9 protein-coding genes and 1 tRNA gene are annotated in these 15,207 nt (G+C 55.9%); 3 read left to right on the plus strand and 7 right to left on the minus strand.

What is annotated here, in order from left to right:
* The first annotated feature begins 118 nt into the window (after positions 1-118).
* Positions 119-730, plus strand: a complete 612-nt coding sequence (locus ACWWD9_RS09070) for a TetR/AcrR family transcriptional regulator (RefSeq protein WP_455866852.1) — start codon at positions 119-121, stop codon at positions 728-730.
* Positions 731-740: 10 nt separating this feature from the next.
* Here the strand turns inward: ACWWD9_RS09070 and ACWWD9_RS09075 are convergent.
* Positions 741-827, minus strand: a tRNA-Leu gene (locus ACWWD9_RS09075).
* A gap of 225 nt (positions 828-1,052) precedes the next feature.
* The gene (locus ACWWD9_RS09080; protein WP_455866853.1) at positions 1,053-2,774 is read right to left on the minus strand and encodes a TolC family outer membrane protein; all 1,722 of its coding nucleotides are present in this window, start codon (positions 2,772-2,774) and stop codon (positions 1,053-1,055) included.
* A 307-nt stretch (positions 2,775-3,081) separates the two neighbouring features.
* On the opposite strand from ACWWD9_RS09080, the gene ACWWD9_RS09085 reads away from it, so the two are divergent.
* Positions 3,082-3,723, plus strand: coding sequence for a transglutaminase-like cysteine peptidase (locus tag ACWWD9_RS09085; RefSeq protein WP_013441849.1), 642 nt, complete (start codon positions 3,082-3,084; stop codon positions 3,721-3,723).
* A 26-nt stretch (positions 3,724-3,749) separates the two neighbouring features.
* Positions 3,750-5,684 carry a bifunctional diguanylate cyclase/phosphodiesterase gene (locus tag ACWWD9_RS09090; protein ID WP_455866854.1) on the plus strand — a complete coding sequence of 645 codons (1,935 nt, stop codon included), beginning with the start codon at positions 3,750-3,752 and terminating at the stop codon, positions 5,682-5,684.
* A gap of 147 nt (positions 5,685-5,831) precedes the next feature.
* On the opposite strand, the gene ACWWD9_RS09095 is transcribed toward ACWWD9_RS09090, so the two are convergent.
* The 5 genes from ACWWD9_RS09095 to ACWWD9_RS09115 form a co-directional block, all read right to left on the minus strand.
* Positions 5,832-6,164 (minus strand): hypothetical protein, encoded by a 333-nt coding sequence (locus tag ACWWD9_RS09095; protein WP_159355922.1) that lies wholly within the window; start codon positions 6,162-6,164, stop codon positions 5,832-5,834.
* A gap of 19 nt (positions 6,165-6,183) precedes the next feature.
* Complete coding sequence (locus tag ACWWD9_RS09100) at positions 6,184-10,809, minus strand: retention module-containing protein (protein ID WP_455866855.1); 4,626 nt, start codon at positions 10,807-10,809, stop codon at positions 6,184-6,186.
* A 98-nt stretch (positions 10,810-10,907) separates the two neighbouring features.
* Positions 10,908-11,525 (minus strand): LuxR C-terminal-related transcriptional regulator, encoded by a 618-nt coding sequence (locus ACWWD9_RS09105; RefSeq protein ID WP_455866856.1) that lies wholly within the window; start codon positions 11,523-11,525, stop codon positions 10,908-10,910.
* A gap of 7 nt (positions 11,526-11,532) precedes the next feature.
* Positions 11,533-12,945 carry an HlyD family type I secretion periplasmic adaptor subunit gene (locus tag ACWWD9_RS09110; RefSeq protein ID WP_013441844.1) on the minus strand — a complete coding sequence of 471 codons (1,413 nt, stop codon included), beginning with the start codon at positions 12,943-12,945 and terminating at the stop codon, positions 11,533-11,535.
* Complete coding sequence (locus tag ACWWD9_RS09115; RefSeq protein ID WP_455868149.1) at positions 12,942-15,095, minus strand: type I secretion system permease/ATPase; 2,154 nt, start codon at positions 15,093-15,095, stop codon at positions 12,942-12,944. Before ACWWD9_RS09115 ends, ACWWD9_RS09110 begins: the two co-directional genes overlap by 4 nt.
* Between the last annotated feature and the right edge of the window lie 112 nt (positions 15,096-15,207).

The following is a 15,207-nucleotide window of genomic DNA, read 5'->3' on the forward strand; positions in this document are numbered from 1 at the left end:
GTGTGTTTTCCTAGAAGAATAAACTTAAATTAAAACTGTACGGTACGGTTTAGTATTATCAAGATTATTCTTGGTGTCAAGTTATATGTACAATATGGTTCACTTATAAGGGTCAGGTATGCGGATTCGCACAGAAGCAAGACGTGATTTGATTATTGAAAAAGCCACCGGGCTTTTCAGGGAGATGGGATTTGAGCGCGCCACCATGAGCGAACTCGCGCAACGCTGCGGCGGCTCCAAAGCTACGCTCTATGGTTACTTTCCATCCAAAGAGGAGTTATTTGTTGCTGTGGTCAAAGCATCATCCACCAGCCACCTGTCCGAAGCCGTCACAGCGCTGACTCAACGTAGCGATCAACAACCGATCAAAGACGCGCTAACGCAATTTGGTGAACGCATGCTGTATGTGCTGACAAATGATGAAGACGCCCTTGCGGTCTACCGCATGGTGGTCGCTGAAGCAGGACGCTCTATTGTGGGTGACCTGTTCTTCAGTGCAGGCCCGAATGAATGCATACTCAGTCTGGCCAATTTGTTCGGCGAGGCCATGGCGAATGGGGAGTTACGCAAGAATGACCCGAACATCCTGGCAAAACAGTTTTTAGGTCTGGTTACCGCTGAAACGGACGTGCGACTCTACCAACAGCATCCTGCCCCAGTAACGCTTGAAGAGATACAGCTTATGGTGGCGCGCGCGGTGGATATGTTTCTGCATGGAGCAAGTGCTTAGGGATTATCTATGGTGCCCGGAGCCGGGGTCGAACCGGCACACCATTACTGGCGAGAGATTTTAAGTCTCTTGTGTCTACCAATTTCACCATCCGGGCAGAAGCGAGACGCTAGGGATGCGGACCAGGGGTCCGACGGCGAAGGGCGCTATTCTACCATTCATGCTTGCAGAATTGCCACTCAATATCGCCCGCTTTGAGGGTGTGGCAAGTCCGTTGTTGCCAGGCTTCACGCGCATGCAAAGCAAAAAATGGGGTGAAAGTGAGCCGCCAGATGCTGAAAACCCGACAATGTTGTCGGGTTTTCATGGGTTTGCTTCTGAATTACTTGCTGGTTTCTTTGGTAATCAACCAACGGTTATTGGTTTTTTCCAGTGTCAGATACTTCATCGTATCGTCACTGTATTTGCCAGAGGCATAGTGTTGCATGAAAGAAACCGAGGCTTGGGCCTGGGTACCATCCATGCTGACCTTGAGGTCTTTCAGTTCCACCACAATCGCCCCAGGCGCGGCAAAGCGCTGCTTGCGTTGTTGTAACCAGGCGGCACGGGTGCCTTTTTCAGGAACAAAGCTGTCGGCGTAAAAGCTGATGTAGCGGTTGTAATCCTTGGCTTGCCAGGCAGATGCCCAGTCATTCACCGTGGACTTCACAAGATCCGCTTCGCCGAATTTAACTTCGGCTGGCTTCAGGGGTTCAGTGTTAAGCGGACGGGCCTTGGCAAGCAGGGCTACCTTGTCGATCTTAACCACTTCTGGTGCCACAGCCTGACAGGTGGCATAAGTGTTGTAATCGGTGGGGGTCAGCTCAGGCACGTCGGCGCGTGTCACATTCAGCTTTTTCAGCAGCTCGCCCTGGCTGGCATAAGTGCGGGCGTAGGCGTTATACAGATCGCGCTCGGTGTTGGTGTAGGTGCGGCGTGCCTGGAAGTATTCGTTTTCCGTATCCAGCAAGTCGAGCAGTGTACGTTGACCAATATCGAACTGACGACGATAAGCTTCGCGGGCTTTTTCAATCGAGAGTTGATGCTGGTCGCGGAAATCGAGCTGGCCTTTGAGCTGGCTGATATCGTTGTAGGCGATCACCAGTTGCTGACGGGTATCGACACAGGCCTTGTCGCGCAGGTCTTGCGAAGTGTTCAGCTTTTCAACGGATTGGCTGATAAGCGATTTATCTGTGAGGCCATTGAACAGGTTGAATGTCAGCGTCAATTCCAGATAGTCGGCAGCGGCGGTGCTGTTGCGGCCGTCGGAGCTGACATCCAGGCTCTTTTTGCCTTGCAGGTCCAGCCTTGGGCTGTAGCGCGCCTTTTTGGTTTTGACTTCGTCTTCGGTGGCGATGATGTTTTCAATCGAGGCCAGAAGATCCGGATTCTGGTTATACGCCAGTTTCAATGCATCGGAGGGGCTTTGCTCCACCCCTGCCTTGAAGTAATCCACATCGGACAGGGTATCGGCAGGCAAATCGCCGACCAGACGCTGGAAGCGGGCTGTCACATCGTGCAGGTTGGTGGTTTCGGTCAGCAGATTGGCTTCTGCCAGCGCCAGACGGCCGTTGGCTTGTTCCAGATCCACGCGGCGACCAACACCGGCGCCAACGCGCTCTTCAATCTTGTCGAACAACTGTTTGTGCACGATGTAGTTGTCTTCCGCGTAGGAAACCAGCTGGCGATAGCGCAATACATCGTTATAGGCCTTGACGGTCTCGAGCGCGGTGTTCTGCATGGCGCTCAGAAGCTCGTAGTAGCGCACGCGGGCAGCATGGCCCAGGCGGCTGACTTCATTGCTGGTGGCAAAACCATCGAACAACATCTGCTTCAGTACCAGTTGGGTCTGACGGTCAGGAATGTTGGTGTTGTTGGTGTTGGAAAAGACTTTTTCCTGGGTGCGGATACTGCTGATCAAATCTACCTTGGGAAGAAAACCACCGCGCGCTGCGTTTTGCTCTTGCTCAGCGGCCTTGTAGTTGTGGTATCGGCTCTGCACTTCCGGATTGTTCGTCACGGCGCTTTCGACGATTTCCTGCAGAGTAGATGCTGGTGCTGCCATCCCTGGAGTTGCTGCGGCAATAGCAGCCGCAACAATCATACTTTTATAGATTGCTTTCATTCACTTCACCCCGGCTTGTTATTTAGTTATATTTTATGACCTCAATAATACCTTATCTTTCATCGATAAGTTATTATAGATATGAGGTTTTTCCGGGTGCATGAATTTAAAATTTAAATCACGCACCGAATTTACAATAAAGAAGCGTACGCAATTGTCGTGCCAAACCTTGTAGGCTAGAGTCATCATCGCTCATTCGCTAACATCTCGCGCAAGTCGTCAATGCCTGTGGGTGCTCTGCACGATCATGTGCTTGTTGCTTGGGGTATGGATTCCGGGCATACAGGCGGCTACGGATTTCAGCAAGCTGCGCACACTGGCCGAGCAGCGTTATGGCGACCGGGCCAAAAACACCATCATTGAGCTGGAGGCCCTGCTCAATACCCTGCGAGACGCCCCGGATCAGGAAAAGCTGGAGAAGATCAATCTCTTCGTCAATGACAAAATCCGTCGCTTTGATGATGACATCAACATCTGGGGGCAATCCGATTACTGGGCCACGCCGTTGGAATCCCTGGGCCGCGAGGCTGGCGACTGTGAGGATTACAGCATTGCCAAATACGTCTTTTTGCGCGAGCTGGGCATTCCCAATGAAAAGCTGCGCTTGACCTATGTCCGGGCCAAGATAGGCGGTCCCAACAGCCGCATTTCGCAAGCGCACATGATTTTGAGCTACTACCCCACGCCGAATGCAGAGCCGCTGATTCTGGACAACCTCATCATTTCCATCCGCCCGGCCTCGCGCCGCCCGGATCTGGTACCGATTTTCAGTTTTAACAGCGAAGGGTTGTGGACGGGCACATCGACCACACCAAGTAGCGATTCGTTGAGCCACTTGTCACGCTGGCGCAACGTTCTCGCAAGAATGCAAGCCGATGGTATTGAATAAAAGATCAGGTTAAGGGGGTAACAATTATGTCGTTGATTAAACAGTTATGGATCGCCATCAGTCTGCTGATGCTGCTGGTATTTGCGGCCTGCGTGATTGCAAGCATCGAATCCAGCAAGCACACGCTGGAACAGCAGTTGCAGATGAAGAACATCGACAATGCCACATCGCTCGCACTCTCGCTGTCGCAGATCGACAAGGAGGACCCGGTGAATGTGGCCCTGCTGTTATCCGCCCAGTTTGATAACGGGCATTACCAGCGCATCCGGCTGGTCGACCCTGAAGGCAAGCTGATCACCGAACATTACAACGCTGACATACAACCTCATACCCCCAGCTGGTTTAATCGCGCATTCAGCATTGAGGTGCATCCCGGCGTAGCTCAGGTGCAAAATGGCTGGTCGCAATACGGCACCCTGTCGCTGGAAAGCGATGCCACCTTTGCTTATCAGGCACTATGGAATGGCGCCAAGAAAATGCTGCTGTGGAGCGTGGCCATTGCCCTGCTGGCGGGGGTGCTGGGCTCCTGGCTGCTGCGCATCATTACCCGTCCATTAAGTGAAATGGCCAATATGGCAGAGGCGATTGGCGATCAGCGCTTCATCACCATGACCGAGCCTCGGGTCACCGAATTCAAATCGCTGGCGCAAGCCATGAACCGCTTGTCCAACCGCATCCGCAAAATGCTGAACGAGCAATCGCAGCTGCTGGAACAACTACGCTTTGAAGCCAACTACGAGCCCATCTCCGGGCTGATGAACCGCAAGTATTTCACCAGCCGCGTATCAGCCTATCTGGACAATGAAGACAACTTTGAAGAAGGCGTACTGGTGGTTTCGCATATCGCCGAGCTGGCCGAGATCAATGCCAAGTATGGTGGCACCGGCACCGATCAGATACTCAAGCGCATCGGCCATGCCCTGACCGAGCTGTGCAAACCCGAAAATGGCCTGTTTGCCGGTCGGCTGAGCGGAGCGGATTTTGCCGTGTTCAGCAGCAGTCCGGATAACCGCGAGCTGCTATGCCAGCAGGTGAAGGACACCATCATCTCGGCTGCCGCCATCACCGATAGCTTCCCCGACTTCAGCCCGCGCACCATCGCCAGCCATATTGGCCGATCAGACCAGCTGGATAGCCTGAAAGACCTGCTTGCCGTGATACGCCAGCGCAATGACCTGACGCAATTGCAGCTGGAGATTGACGATCAGGCGCAGCAGTCCAGCTCGCCGCTGAACACCACCCGCACCGAGAGCGAATGGCGTGCGCGCCTGGATAACGCCATCATGTCCAAGCGCCTGCGCCTGGCCAGCTTCCCGGTCATCAGCCCGACCAATACCCTGATTCACAATGAAGGTCCAATGCGCCTGCAACTGGAGCCCAACGGCCCCTGGCTGCCTGCTGCGGAATTCATCGGCTGGGCGATCAAGCTCGACCTGATTACCGAAATGGATGATCTTCTGGTGCAGATTGCCATTGAGGACCTCAAGAATGGCAAGCCAGCCATTGGCCTGAATATCTCCTCACGCGCCGTGAGCAATCCTACCTATCTGGAGCATCTGCATGCCTTGCTGCGGGCCAACCCGGAAGTGGCTGACAGGCTGTGGCTGGAAGTACCGGAAGACGGTGTATTCCGGCACATGGAAGCGTTCCGCAACTTCTGCCTCACGCTCAAGCCGCTGGGCTGCCATATCGGCGTCGAGCACGTGGGTGCGCAAGTGGCACGCCTGGGTGAGCTACACGACCTTGGCCTCAGCTACATCAAGATTGATGCATCGGTTATCCGCCACATCGACAGCAACACTGGCAACCAGGCCTTCCTGAAAGGCCTGTGCCTGATCGTGCATTCGCTGGGCATGATGGCGATTGCCGAAGGCGTGCAAACCAATGAGGAAATCGCCGCCCTGCCCGCGCTGGGCATAGACGGCATGACCGGCCCCGCTATCCAGGCGCCCGCCGTGTAAGCATTACCGGGCGACGAGCAGGCTTGTGCTCAGTCGCCATATGCTCCAGGCCCGCTCACTGGCATCTGCATAATAAAAAACCCCATCCGTAGTGGATGGGGTTTGTTTTTGCTACTTACCCAACGGCAAGAGAGCCGTGCATGGGCATCAGATAACCGGCTTCTCGTCATCCACCAGCAAATCCAGCCCTTTGCCCTGAGTGCGCCAGGATTGACGCTGGATAAGCCGTTTCTGTGCCGCATCCGGAAAGTCAGTGAAGTGAATCACGTCACGCTCGATCAGCAGCAGGATCAGGTCTTCCAGCACACGCGCGAGCTGAATATCACTCTCGCGAAATGCATTCTGATCCTTGAGCGCGTCTTCCAGATACTGCTGATACTCTGGCGACTTGCCATCCACCGACTCCCAGCCTGGGGAATCCATGGCCTCGCGACTCACCGCTTTGATATTGCCAGCCTGATCGCGTAACACGTATGGCATAACGCCCTTTCGGATAAGTTTAGTCGGTAACCAGCTTGTTGTTGGTCACAAGGTTGTTGATGATCGCAGCATCGGTATGGCCTGCCGTGGTCAAATCTACACCAGCCAGCACGATACGCTGGTTCTCGGCGCCGCTGTTGAAGGCCGCACCCACGGTATGGCTGTCACCGGAGAAACCACCAGTGGAGCTGATGTGGATGATGGTATCCGAACCGGATTTTTCAAAATGCAGGTAATTTTGCAGATTGCCTGAATTTTCCCCGGTCAGCAGATCGCGCAGATCCAGCTTGTCACCACCGGATGCCACCGAGGCCTTGTTGAAGTCGGTGATGGTATCCACGGCAGGCGTACCAGGTGTGCCCGCATCGGCCAGATTCCACTTGAAGGTATCCACGCCAGCGCCACCGCTCAGGATATCGTTGCCAGCGCCACCAATCAGGGTGTCATTGCCGTTATCGCCGTAGAGGCGATCATTACCGCCGCCACCGATCAGGATATCGTTGCCATCACGGCCCATGATCAGGTCTGGATGGTTGGAACCGGTGATGGTTTCGCCTGCCGTCGTGCCAACCTGAACATCAGTCTTGTCCACGTTGATGGTCACGGTAGAGCCAGCGGTATCACCATCCTTGTCCTGCAGCACATAGTCCATTTTTTCGGTAATGGCGGAAGACAAACCATCCGGTGCCTTGTACGAATAACTACCGCTGTCCATGTCCACCACAAACTGGCCGCCATGCAGCGTGGTCACAGTGATTTCATGCGTAGTGCTGTTGTAGGTACTGTGATTGGTGCCGACCACTTCGACAAGACCAGTGGCCGCATTGAAGCGGTACTCGGTACCTTCCACCGAGATGCTGCCGACGAAACCGCCGTCGCCGCCTACACCATTCCCTATCATGTTGCCGGTGATCAGTTCACCAGCAGCCTGATTCTGGATAGTGCCTGCCAGCACGGCATCGAGCTGAGTGAAACTGGTGACCAGAATGCCATCCATATTGGTGTTGGTCTGCCCATCGTACGCTACCGGATTCAGGGCATTTACGCTATTGATGTCGCTGCCGACGCCAATCGCATAAGACTTGATCTGGTTGGCTTCCAGGAAGGTTTTCCATGCCAGCTCTTCCTGGGTTTGAATGCCAGCATCCGAGCTATTGGTATTGGTGCCGCCCGTCAGGCTGGTGTTACTGCCACTACCAGTATTGGGTTCACCGTCGGAGATGAAATAAGCCACATTCTGTGCATTGGTCAGCTTGCCTGGATCATCAAATGCATCCATGGCATTGGCCAGAGCGCTGTCGTAATTGGTATTGCCACCGGGGCCCTTGACCAGAATCTGATCCAGCTGTGCCTTGGCTTGATCAATCGTCATCCAGTCCGTACCAACCTGGGCTGCGGTGGTAGAGAATACGACCAGGCTGATGCGGGTATCGCCTAGCGCATCGTACTTGTCTAGCAATACCTTGATGGACTGGATGGCACTGGCCAGCCGCGTAGTGTCACCTACGCCATCATGAGTACGCATACTGCCGGAGATATCGAGCGTAATCAGAAGGTTAGTATTCGTAGTCGAGAGATTGGCCGAAATCGGGTTGGCAACTGGCGAATCATCTTCCACGTTCACGGTCAGGTTGCCCACCGAAGTCACGCCATTCGCAGTGGCGCTGACACCGACATTCAGGGTCAGCACATCTTCCGTCTTGGTATCGGGATGATCGAGCGGACGCAACAGGTTCACGTCGTACTCACCGCCGTTGTTGATGCTAATGGTCAGCACAGGCTGGCCACCGGCAGAACCGGTCAGGGTGCCAGTACCACTGCCAGACCAGGTGATCAGCTGGCCACCGGAGTAATAATCGCCAGTAGGTGCCGTCAGCACGACCGAGGTAATGGCATTGCCATCCGGATCGCTAATGGAAAGCGTGCCATGTGCGCTCGCGCTATTGGTTACATCTACCGTGCCGCTGCTATCTGGCAAGCCACCAGGCAAGCCCTCTTCCGATACGTTGGCAGTTGCCGTGCCAACGACGGGTGGACGGTCATCTGTCGTTCCATTGATGGTAATCGTGAGGTTGGCCGTGGCTGGCGTACCGTCACCATCGTTGATGGTATAGCTGAACACGTCCTTCAAGGACTGGTTGTCATTCAGCGCATTCACCGCCGGATTGGCGTTGTTCAGCGTATAGGTATAGCTGCCATTGGCATTGAGTATCAGTGTGCCGTACTGACCAACAAACGTACCTGTGGTCGTCACTGGATTGGGGTTCACATCCGGGCCAACAGTGTCGTTGTTCAGCACATTGCCTGTGACCTGATTTGGCGATGCATCTTCCTTGATGCTATTGGTGTCATCCACGGCAACCGGAGCACTGTCGGTGATCACGATGTTCAGTGGCGAACTGGTCGATACGTTATTGGCATCGGTCAGCGTCACACCGATGCTGTCGGTCACGCTGGAGTTGCTGCTCTGGATATTTGGATCATAGGTGTAGCTCACCACACCTGTGCTGGCATCGTAGCCGGTCAGCACCAGTGTGCCACGTGGCGTGGTGATGGTGATCGGGTCTGTTGCCAGATTGTTCAGCTGTTGCAGGGTGACCACGTGATCCGTAGTGCCGCTGATGGTAATGCTGCTGATGCCAGCTTCGGCTTCCACCAGGAAGCTGCCTGGGGTAGCGTCAGCGGTTTCCGGCAAGGTAGTACCTTCCACGATCAGCCCAGGTGCGCCGTCAGTATGACCATTGATGGTGATGGTCAGGTTTGCAGTCGCTTCGGTACCGTCACCATCCTTGATGGTGTAGCTGAACACATCCTGCAGGGACTGGTTTTCGTTCAGTGCATTCACGGCCGGGTTGCTATTGTTCAGCGTGTAGGTGTAAGTGCCATTGGCATTGAGTATCAGGGTGCCGTATTGGCCGACAAAGGTACCTGTCGTGGTTACCGGGTTGGGGTTCACATCCGGGCCAACAGTGTCGTTATCCAGCACATTGCCTGTGACCTGATTCGGCGATGCATCTTCCGTGATGCTGTTGGTGTCATCCACGGCAACCGGAGCACTGTCGGTGATCACGATGTTCAGTGGCGAACTGGTCGATAGGTTATTGGCATCGGTCAGCGTCACACCGATGCTGTCGGTCACGCTGGAGTTGCTGCTCTGGATATTTGGATCGTAGGTGTAGCTCACCACACCTGTAGTAGCGTCATAGCCGGTCAGCACCAGTGTGCCGCGTGGTGTGGTGATGGTGATCGGGTCTGTTGCCAGATTGTTCAGCTGTTGCAGAGTCACGACATGATCGGTAGTGCCGCTGATGGTGATGCTGCTGATACCAGCTTCGGCTTCCACCAGGAAGCTGCCTGGGGTAGCGTCGGCGGTTTCAGGCAAGGTCGTGCCTTCCACGATGAGCCCAGGTGGGCTGTCGGTATGGCCATTGATCGTGATGGTCAGATTGGCGGTGGCTTCAGTCCCATCTGCATCGCGGATTGTGTAGCTGAACACATCCTGCAAGCTCTGGTTTTCGTTCAGGGCGTTAACCTTGGGATTTTCGTTATTCAGCGTGTAGGTATAAGTACCATTGGCATTCAGCACCAGCGTGCCGAATTGGCCGACCAAGGTACCGGGATTGATGACAGGATCGGCCTTCACATCGGCACCGATGTTGTCGTTGTTCAATACATTGCCCGTCACCTGATTCGGCGTCGCGTCTTCGGTAATGCTGTTGGTGTCATCCACCGCGGTTGGGCCGGTGTCGGTGATGTTCACATCCAGCGTATCACTGGCGGTCTGGCCATTGACATCAGTCACAGTAATCGGCAGGCTGTCGGTGACCGTCGTGGCGCTGGTCTGCACGTTAGGGTCATAGGTGTAGCTCACCACACCCGTAGTCGCGTTATAGCCCACTACGGTCAGAGTGCCCTTCTGAGTGGTTATCACGATAGGGGTTGTACCGGCATTCGTCAGCTCTGCCAGAGTGATCACCGTCGTGCTACCGGAGGAATTGCCAATTGAAATGCTGGAGAGGCCCGCAGGCGCGGTTACGGTGAAGTCACCAGGCGTAGCGCCATTGGTTTCTGGCAGCGTCATTTCGCCGGGCTCAATACCGTTGTAATCGGTCAGCACAATGGAGGGCGGGCCAGAAGGTGTGGCAGCCGCGCCTTCAGGATCAGAGTAAATGAAGGCTTCGCGCACGAAGTCGATTACAGGAGGCGTACCGACGGGATATTCATAGCTAAGCGGGGTCACGCCTTCGACGATGCGCAGCAGGTTAACGAAGGTAGAGCCGTGCTCATTGCCGGCAGCGCCGATCAGACCAGCCGCCGTTTCTTCCAGCACTTCGTTAATGTCGCGACCTTGTTCGATGGCTTGGATAACAGCCTGTACAGTGGCTTCGCTGACGGCACTTTCTGTGCCCTCAGGGGCGATGAATTCAGCCAGCTCAGGGGTGAATTTCACCGTCTGGTCAGCCGAGATTTCAATTTTCTGGCCTGTGGTCAGGAGGATATCAACGACAACGCCTTGCGCAGTCGTGACGACTTCACCTGGCTGTATGCTGTCGCCCACCTTGAGCATGCGGCGTTCGCCACGTTCATTCACAGCAAATGCATTGCTGCCGCCGTTGATTGCTACTACGGTACCGATCGCTGCCATGGTGTACCTGACCTTTCTACAAAATTACTGATGGAGCGATTAAACCCCATCCCAACATCAAAAAATATTGTACCAAGGTACTAGACCTCGAAATTTCATCAGCCCTGTCGATCATTCAGCATCAGGGCAAGCTGCAAACGGTCTCGTATCGCCAGCCGCTCAAAGATGGCCGTGAGGTGAGCCTTGACCGTGCGCTCGGTAATATCCAGCTCGCGCGCAATGAGTTTGTTGCTAAGGCCTTCTGCTGCCTTGAGTGCTACCTCGCGCTCGCGCGGGGTGAGTTGATCCAGCGTGGCATTGATCTTGGTCTGACTGGAGCCCACCATGGTGCGGCCAACCGTGATCAGGCGCTGCAGGACTTCCGGTCCCAGCCATACGCCGCCCAGCTGCACCACGCGGCGCACCTCGCGCAGCACGTCGGCCGAGCTGTAGGCATGGCAATAGCCTGCGGCACCCTGCTGAAAAGCCGCCACCGCTTCATTGGTATCCGGCGCATTCGCCAGCACCAGCACGCGCGCCTGAGTGAAGCGGCTTAGCAGGCCTGTCACATCCGCCAGCATGCTGGCCGTGCTGTCCGCATTCACATGCAGCCAGATCAAGGCCTGGCCAACATCGGCATTCAATGCGGCAGTTTCCCGGAATACCGCCCCTTCGGGACAAACCTGCTGCCAGTCGGCCAGCAAGCGCCCCCCTGCAGAAATGAAGATATCGCGCATGGTGTTGTTATCGTTCCGTGAAGGCGTATGAGCGGGCCTTGAGCACCGGCTTCAAGAGGTAAGAAAGCACGGTTTTGCGACCGGTCATGATATCCACCTGCGCCACCATGCCAGGAATGATAGGCAGGCCCTTGCCCAGGTTGGAGCGTATGGTTTTGACGCGGACGATGTAAAACGCATTGCCTTTGTCGTCCACCACCGAGTCGGCGGAAATGCTCTCCACCTTGGCATCCAAGGTGCCATAAATGGTGTAGTCATAAGCCGTCAGCTTCACCGTGGCGGGCTGCCCGAAACTGATAAAGGCAATGTCACGCGGCTGAATTTTGGTTTCCAGGATCAGGGCGTCGTCGGTCGGCACGATCTCCATGACCTCTTTGCCGGGCTGGATAACGCCACCCACGGTATTGATAAAGAGCCGGCTCACGGTGCCTTTGACCGGTGACTTCAGCGTGGACTGCACGACCTTGTCATTCAGTGCAACGCTGGTTTCCACCAGGCTGTTGAGCTTGGCGGTGGTATCTGACAGCTCGGTGCGCACCTTGCTGCGGAACGATTGCTGCGCCTCGCTCACCTTGCGCGATGCTTCGGAAATCGCCGCCTCTACCCGGCCGATCTGCGCACGGGCCTGATCGCGGTCACCACGCAAGCGGGCGGTATCGCGCTCCAGACGCAGGAGGTCCACTTCAGAAACCGCGCCGGTACCGAGCAAAGGCTTGGTCACCGCCAGCTCGCGGCTGCTCAGCTCCAGACCGCGCTCGGCCTGCTCCAGCTTGGCCTGTATTTCGGATAACTCACGCTGGCGCTGGGTCAGCTGTTCGCGCGCAATTGCCACCTGCGAGGCCAGCTCGTCCTTGCTGGCGAAATAAAGCGCCTGCTCCTGTGAATACACCGAGGGGTTTTCCTTCATCACCTCCGGTGGTGGCATGAACGCCGTATCGTCCGCCAGCGCGCGCAAGCGTGCCTGCTTGGCCACCAGGGACAGATATTGCGAGCGGTTTTCACGCAGGGAGGAAATGGCGCGCGTTTCATCGATACGCACCAGCGGCGTCCCGACATTGACCGACTGCCCTTCATGCACCAGCAGCGAAGTCACAATGCCGCCGTCCAGTGACTGAATCACCTGCACCTGCTTGGAAGGGATCACCCGGCCTTCACCGCGTGTCACTTCATCCACCTTGGTCAGCGCCGCCCAGATCAGTAGCAGCACGATCACGCCGGCCACCCAGTACAGCACTTTTTTGGCACGCAGGGTTTGCTGTTCCAGCATGGCGAGCTCGGCTTCTTCCTGCCATGACGCATCTTCTTCGGCCTTGGCGGGCGTCCATTTGTCCAGCATCCAGCGCACGGGCTTGCTCAGCAGGCCAATGCGATTGAAAACCCCATGAATGGCACCCAGTGCCTTGAATAAAAGCTGGCTCATGCGGCTTTCCCCACTTTACCGGTACGCAAGGCATCAATGACGAGGTCTTTCTGACCATCCGCCATGATCTTGCCGCCATCTATCACAATAATTCTATCCACCATATCGAACAGCGATGAGCGATGGGTAATCACCAGCAGTGTTCTGCCGCTGGAAGCTTCCGACAGGCGTTTCTTCACCGCCTCTTCACCCGAGTGGTCCATGGCACTGGTCGGCTCATCCAGCAGGTAGATCACCGGGTTGTTGATCACCGCACGGGCAATGCCCACGCCCTGGCGCTGCCCGCCAGACAGCGTATCGCCGCGCTCGCCCACGGGCATGTCAAAGCCTTGCGGATGCGTATTGATGAATTCATCAATGCCACCCACATGCGCGGCATGCAGCACCTGCTCGCCCGTGGCATGCGGAGCGGCAATCGCGATGTTGTCGCGCATGGATCCGTAAAACAGATGGGTGTCCTGCTGCACATACCCAATCGCCCGCCGCAGCTCGGCGGGATCTATCTGGCGTGAATCAATGCCGTCGATCAGGATCGCGCCTGCCGTGGGCTGATAAAGTCCGAGGATCAGTTTCTGGATGGTGGTCTTGCCGGAACCCATGCGGCCCAGGATCGCCACGTGCTCCCCCGCCTTGATCTTGAACGAGACGTTGCGCAACGCGTTGGCATCGGAGCCGGGGTAATTGAAGCTGACATCACGAAACTCGATATCACCATTGAAGCTGGGGCGGGATAGAAAGCGGAAATCCACCGGGCGCTCGACAGGCTTGTTCATGACTTCTTCCAGCGAGGTCAGCGAGGTGGCTGCATTGTGATATTGCGTCATCATGCCTGCCGCCTGCGAGATGGGCGCCAGCGCGCGTGAAGCCAGCATGGTGCAGGCGATCATGCCGCCCATGGTGAGGTCACCATTGATCACCAGATACACGCCCAGCAATACCAGGCCGACAGTGACCAGCTGCTGCAGCCCCATGGCACCATTGTTGATGGAGGCAGACAGCAGCTTGAGCTTGCTGCCGACTTCGGTCAGGTAGGTAGCGGTTTTTTCCCAGCGACGCTGCATCTGGCCTTCGATGCCCAGTGCCTTGACGGTTTCCAGCCCGACCAGGCTTTCAATCAGCGTGGCATTGCGAATGGAGCTGGCGCGGAACATGGTTTCAGACAACTCCTGCATCTTGGTCTGCGCGCTGAAGGAGTACACCAGCAGAATCGCCGCGCCCACCAGTACCGGTATCACCATGGGCCAGGAAATCCAGGCCATGACGCCAATAAAGATCAGGGCAAACGGAATATCAATCAGCGTGGTGATGGTGGCCGAGGTAATGAAGTCGCGCACGGTTTCAAACGCACGCAGGTTGGCGGCAAACGAGCCAACCGAGGTAGGCCGCTGCTCCATGCGCACGCCCAGCACCTGCTCCATGATGCGGGCCGAAAGTTTGATATCCACGCGGTGGCTGGCCCAGTCCAGGAAATAGCCGCGGATGGTACGCAGGGCAAAGTCCGCCAGAATGATCAGGCCTATACCAGCAGCCAGGACCCACAGGGTTTCCACCGAGCGATTAGGCACAATGCGGTCATACACATTCATGGTAAAAATAGGCATGGCCAGCGCAAACATGTTGATCAGCAAGGCGGCCAGCATGATGTCACGGTATACCTTGCTGTTTTCTGCCAGCGTGCCCCAGAACCAGTGGCGCATGCGCACATTACCGACCGTGGGGGCGCGTTTGTCAAACGTGAATTTGGGCTTGGCAACAATGGCGTAGCCGCTGTAGCGCGACAGCAGCTCCTCTTCTGAAATACTGACTTCGGCATCGCCCAACTCGGGGAAGATCATGCGCAGATGCTGGCGCGATTCATCCCAGCCAACCAGCACGCAGGCTTCGTTGTCCTCCAGCAGCAGAATCGCCGGTAAAAACTCGCGACGTATGTCGCCCAGCGGCTTTCTGATCACCGTAGCGACCAGGTTGGCGCGTGCCGCTGTCCGCCGCACCAGGGCTGGCGTCATTTTGCCGTCGCGCAATGGTAGGCCCGCGCTCAGGGCATCCCGCGTAATGGCGACTCCATGAAAACGACACACAATCAACAGGGCTTCAAGCAGACTATCCTTGACCTGCGCTTGTGCCCCTAAAAATTCCTCATCACGATTCATAGTCACACTGTCTTTGCAATAACCCGGCAACTGCACTTGCCGCGGACATACCTTTGTTAATCATGCAAACACGAGGCCTGCGCCAGCATACTCAAGCGCATGGCATCGCCCT

The sequence above is a fragment of the Methylovorus sp. SPW-M1 genome (genome assembly GCF_053848825.1).

What these genes read in the sequence shown, in the direction of transcription:
- ACWWD9_RS09105 (WP_455866856.1), bottom strand. Translation starts at nt 11,525, where the DNA reads ATGCGCGATATCTTCATTTCTGCAGGGGGGCGCTTGCTGGCCGACTGG.
- ACWWD9_RS09100 (WP_455866855.1), bottom strand. Translation starts at nt 10,809, where the DNA reads ATGGCAGCGATCGGTACCGTAGTAGCAATCAACGGCGGCAGCAATGCA.
- ACWWD9_RS09070 (WP_455866852.1), top strand. Translation starts at nt 119, where the DNA reads ATGCGGATTCGCACAGAAGCAAGACGTGATTTGATTATTGAAAAAGCC.
- ACWWD9_RS09110 (WP_013441844.1), bottom strand. Translation starts at nt 12,945, where the DNA reads ATGAGCCAGCTTTTATTCAAGGCACTGGGTGCCATTCATGGGGTTTTC.
- ACWWD9_RS09085 (WP_013441849.1), top strand. Translation starts at nt 3,082, where the DNA reads ATGTGCTTGTTGCTTGGGGTATGGATTCCGGGCATACAGGCGGCTACG.
- ACWWD9_RS09090 (WP_455866854.1), top strand. Translation starts at nt 3,750, where the DNA reads ATGTCGTTGATTAAACAGTTATGGATCGCCATCAGTCTGCTGATGCTG.
- ACWWD9_RS09080 (WP_455866853.1), bottom strand. Translation starts at nt 2,774, where the DNA reads ATGGCAGCACCAGCATCTACTCTGCAGGAAATCGTCGAAAGCGCCGTG.
- ACWWD9_RS09095 (WP_159355922.1), bottom strand. Translation starts at nt 6,164, where the DNA reads ATGCCATACGTGTTACGCGATCAGGCTGGCAATATCAAAGCGGTGAGT.
- ACWWD9_RS09115 (WP_455868149.1), bottom strand. Translation starts at nt 15,095, where the DNA reads ATGAATCGTGATGAGGAATTTTTAGGGGCACAAGCGCAGGTCAAGGAT.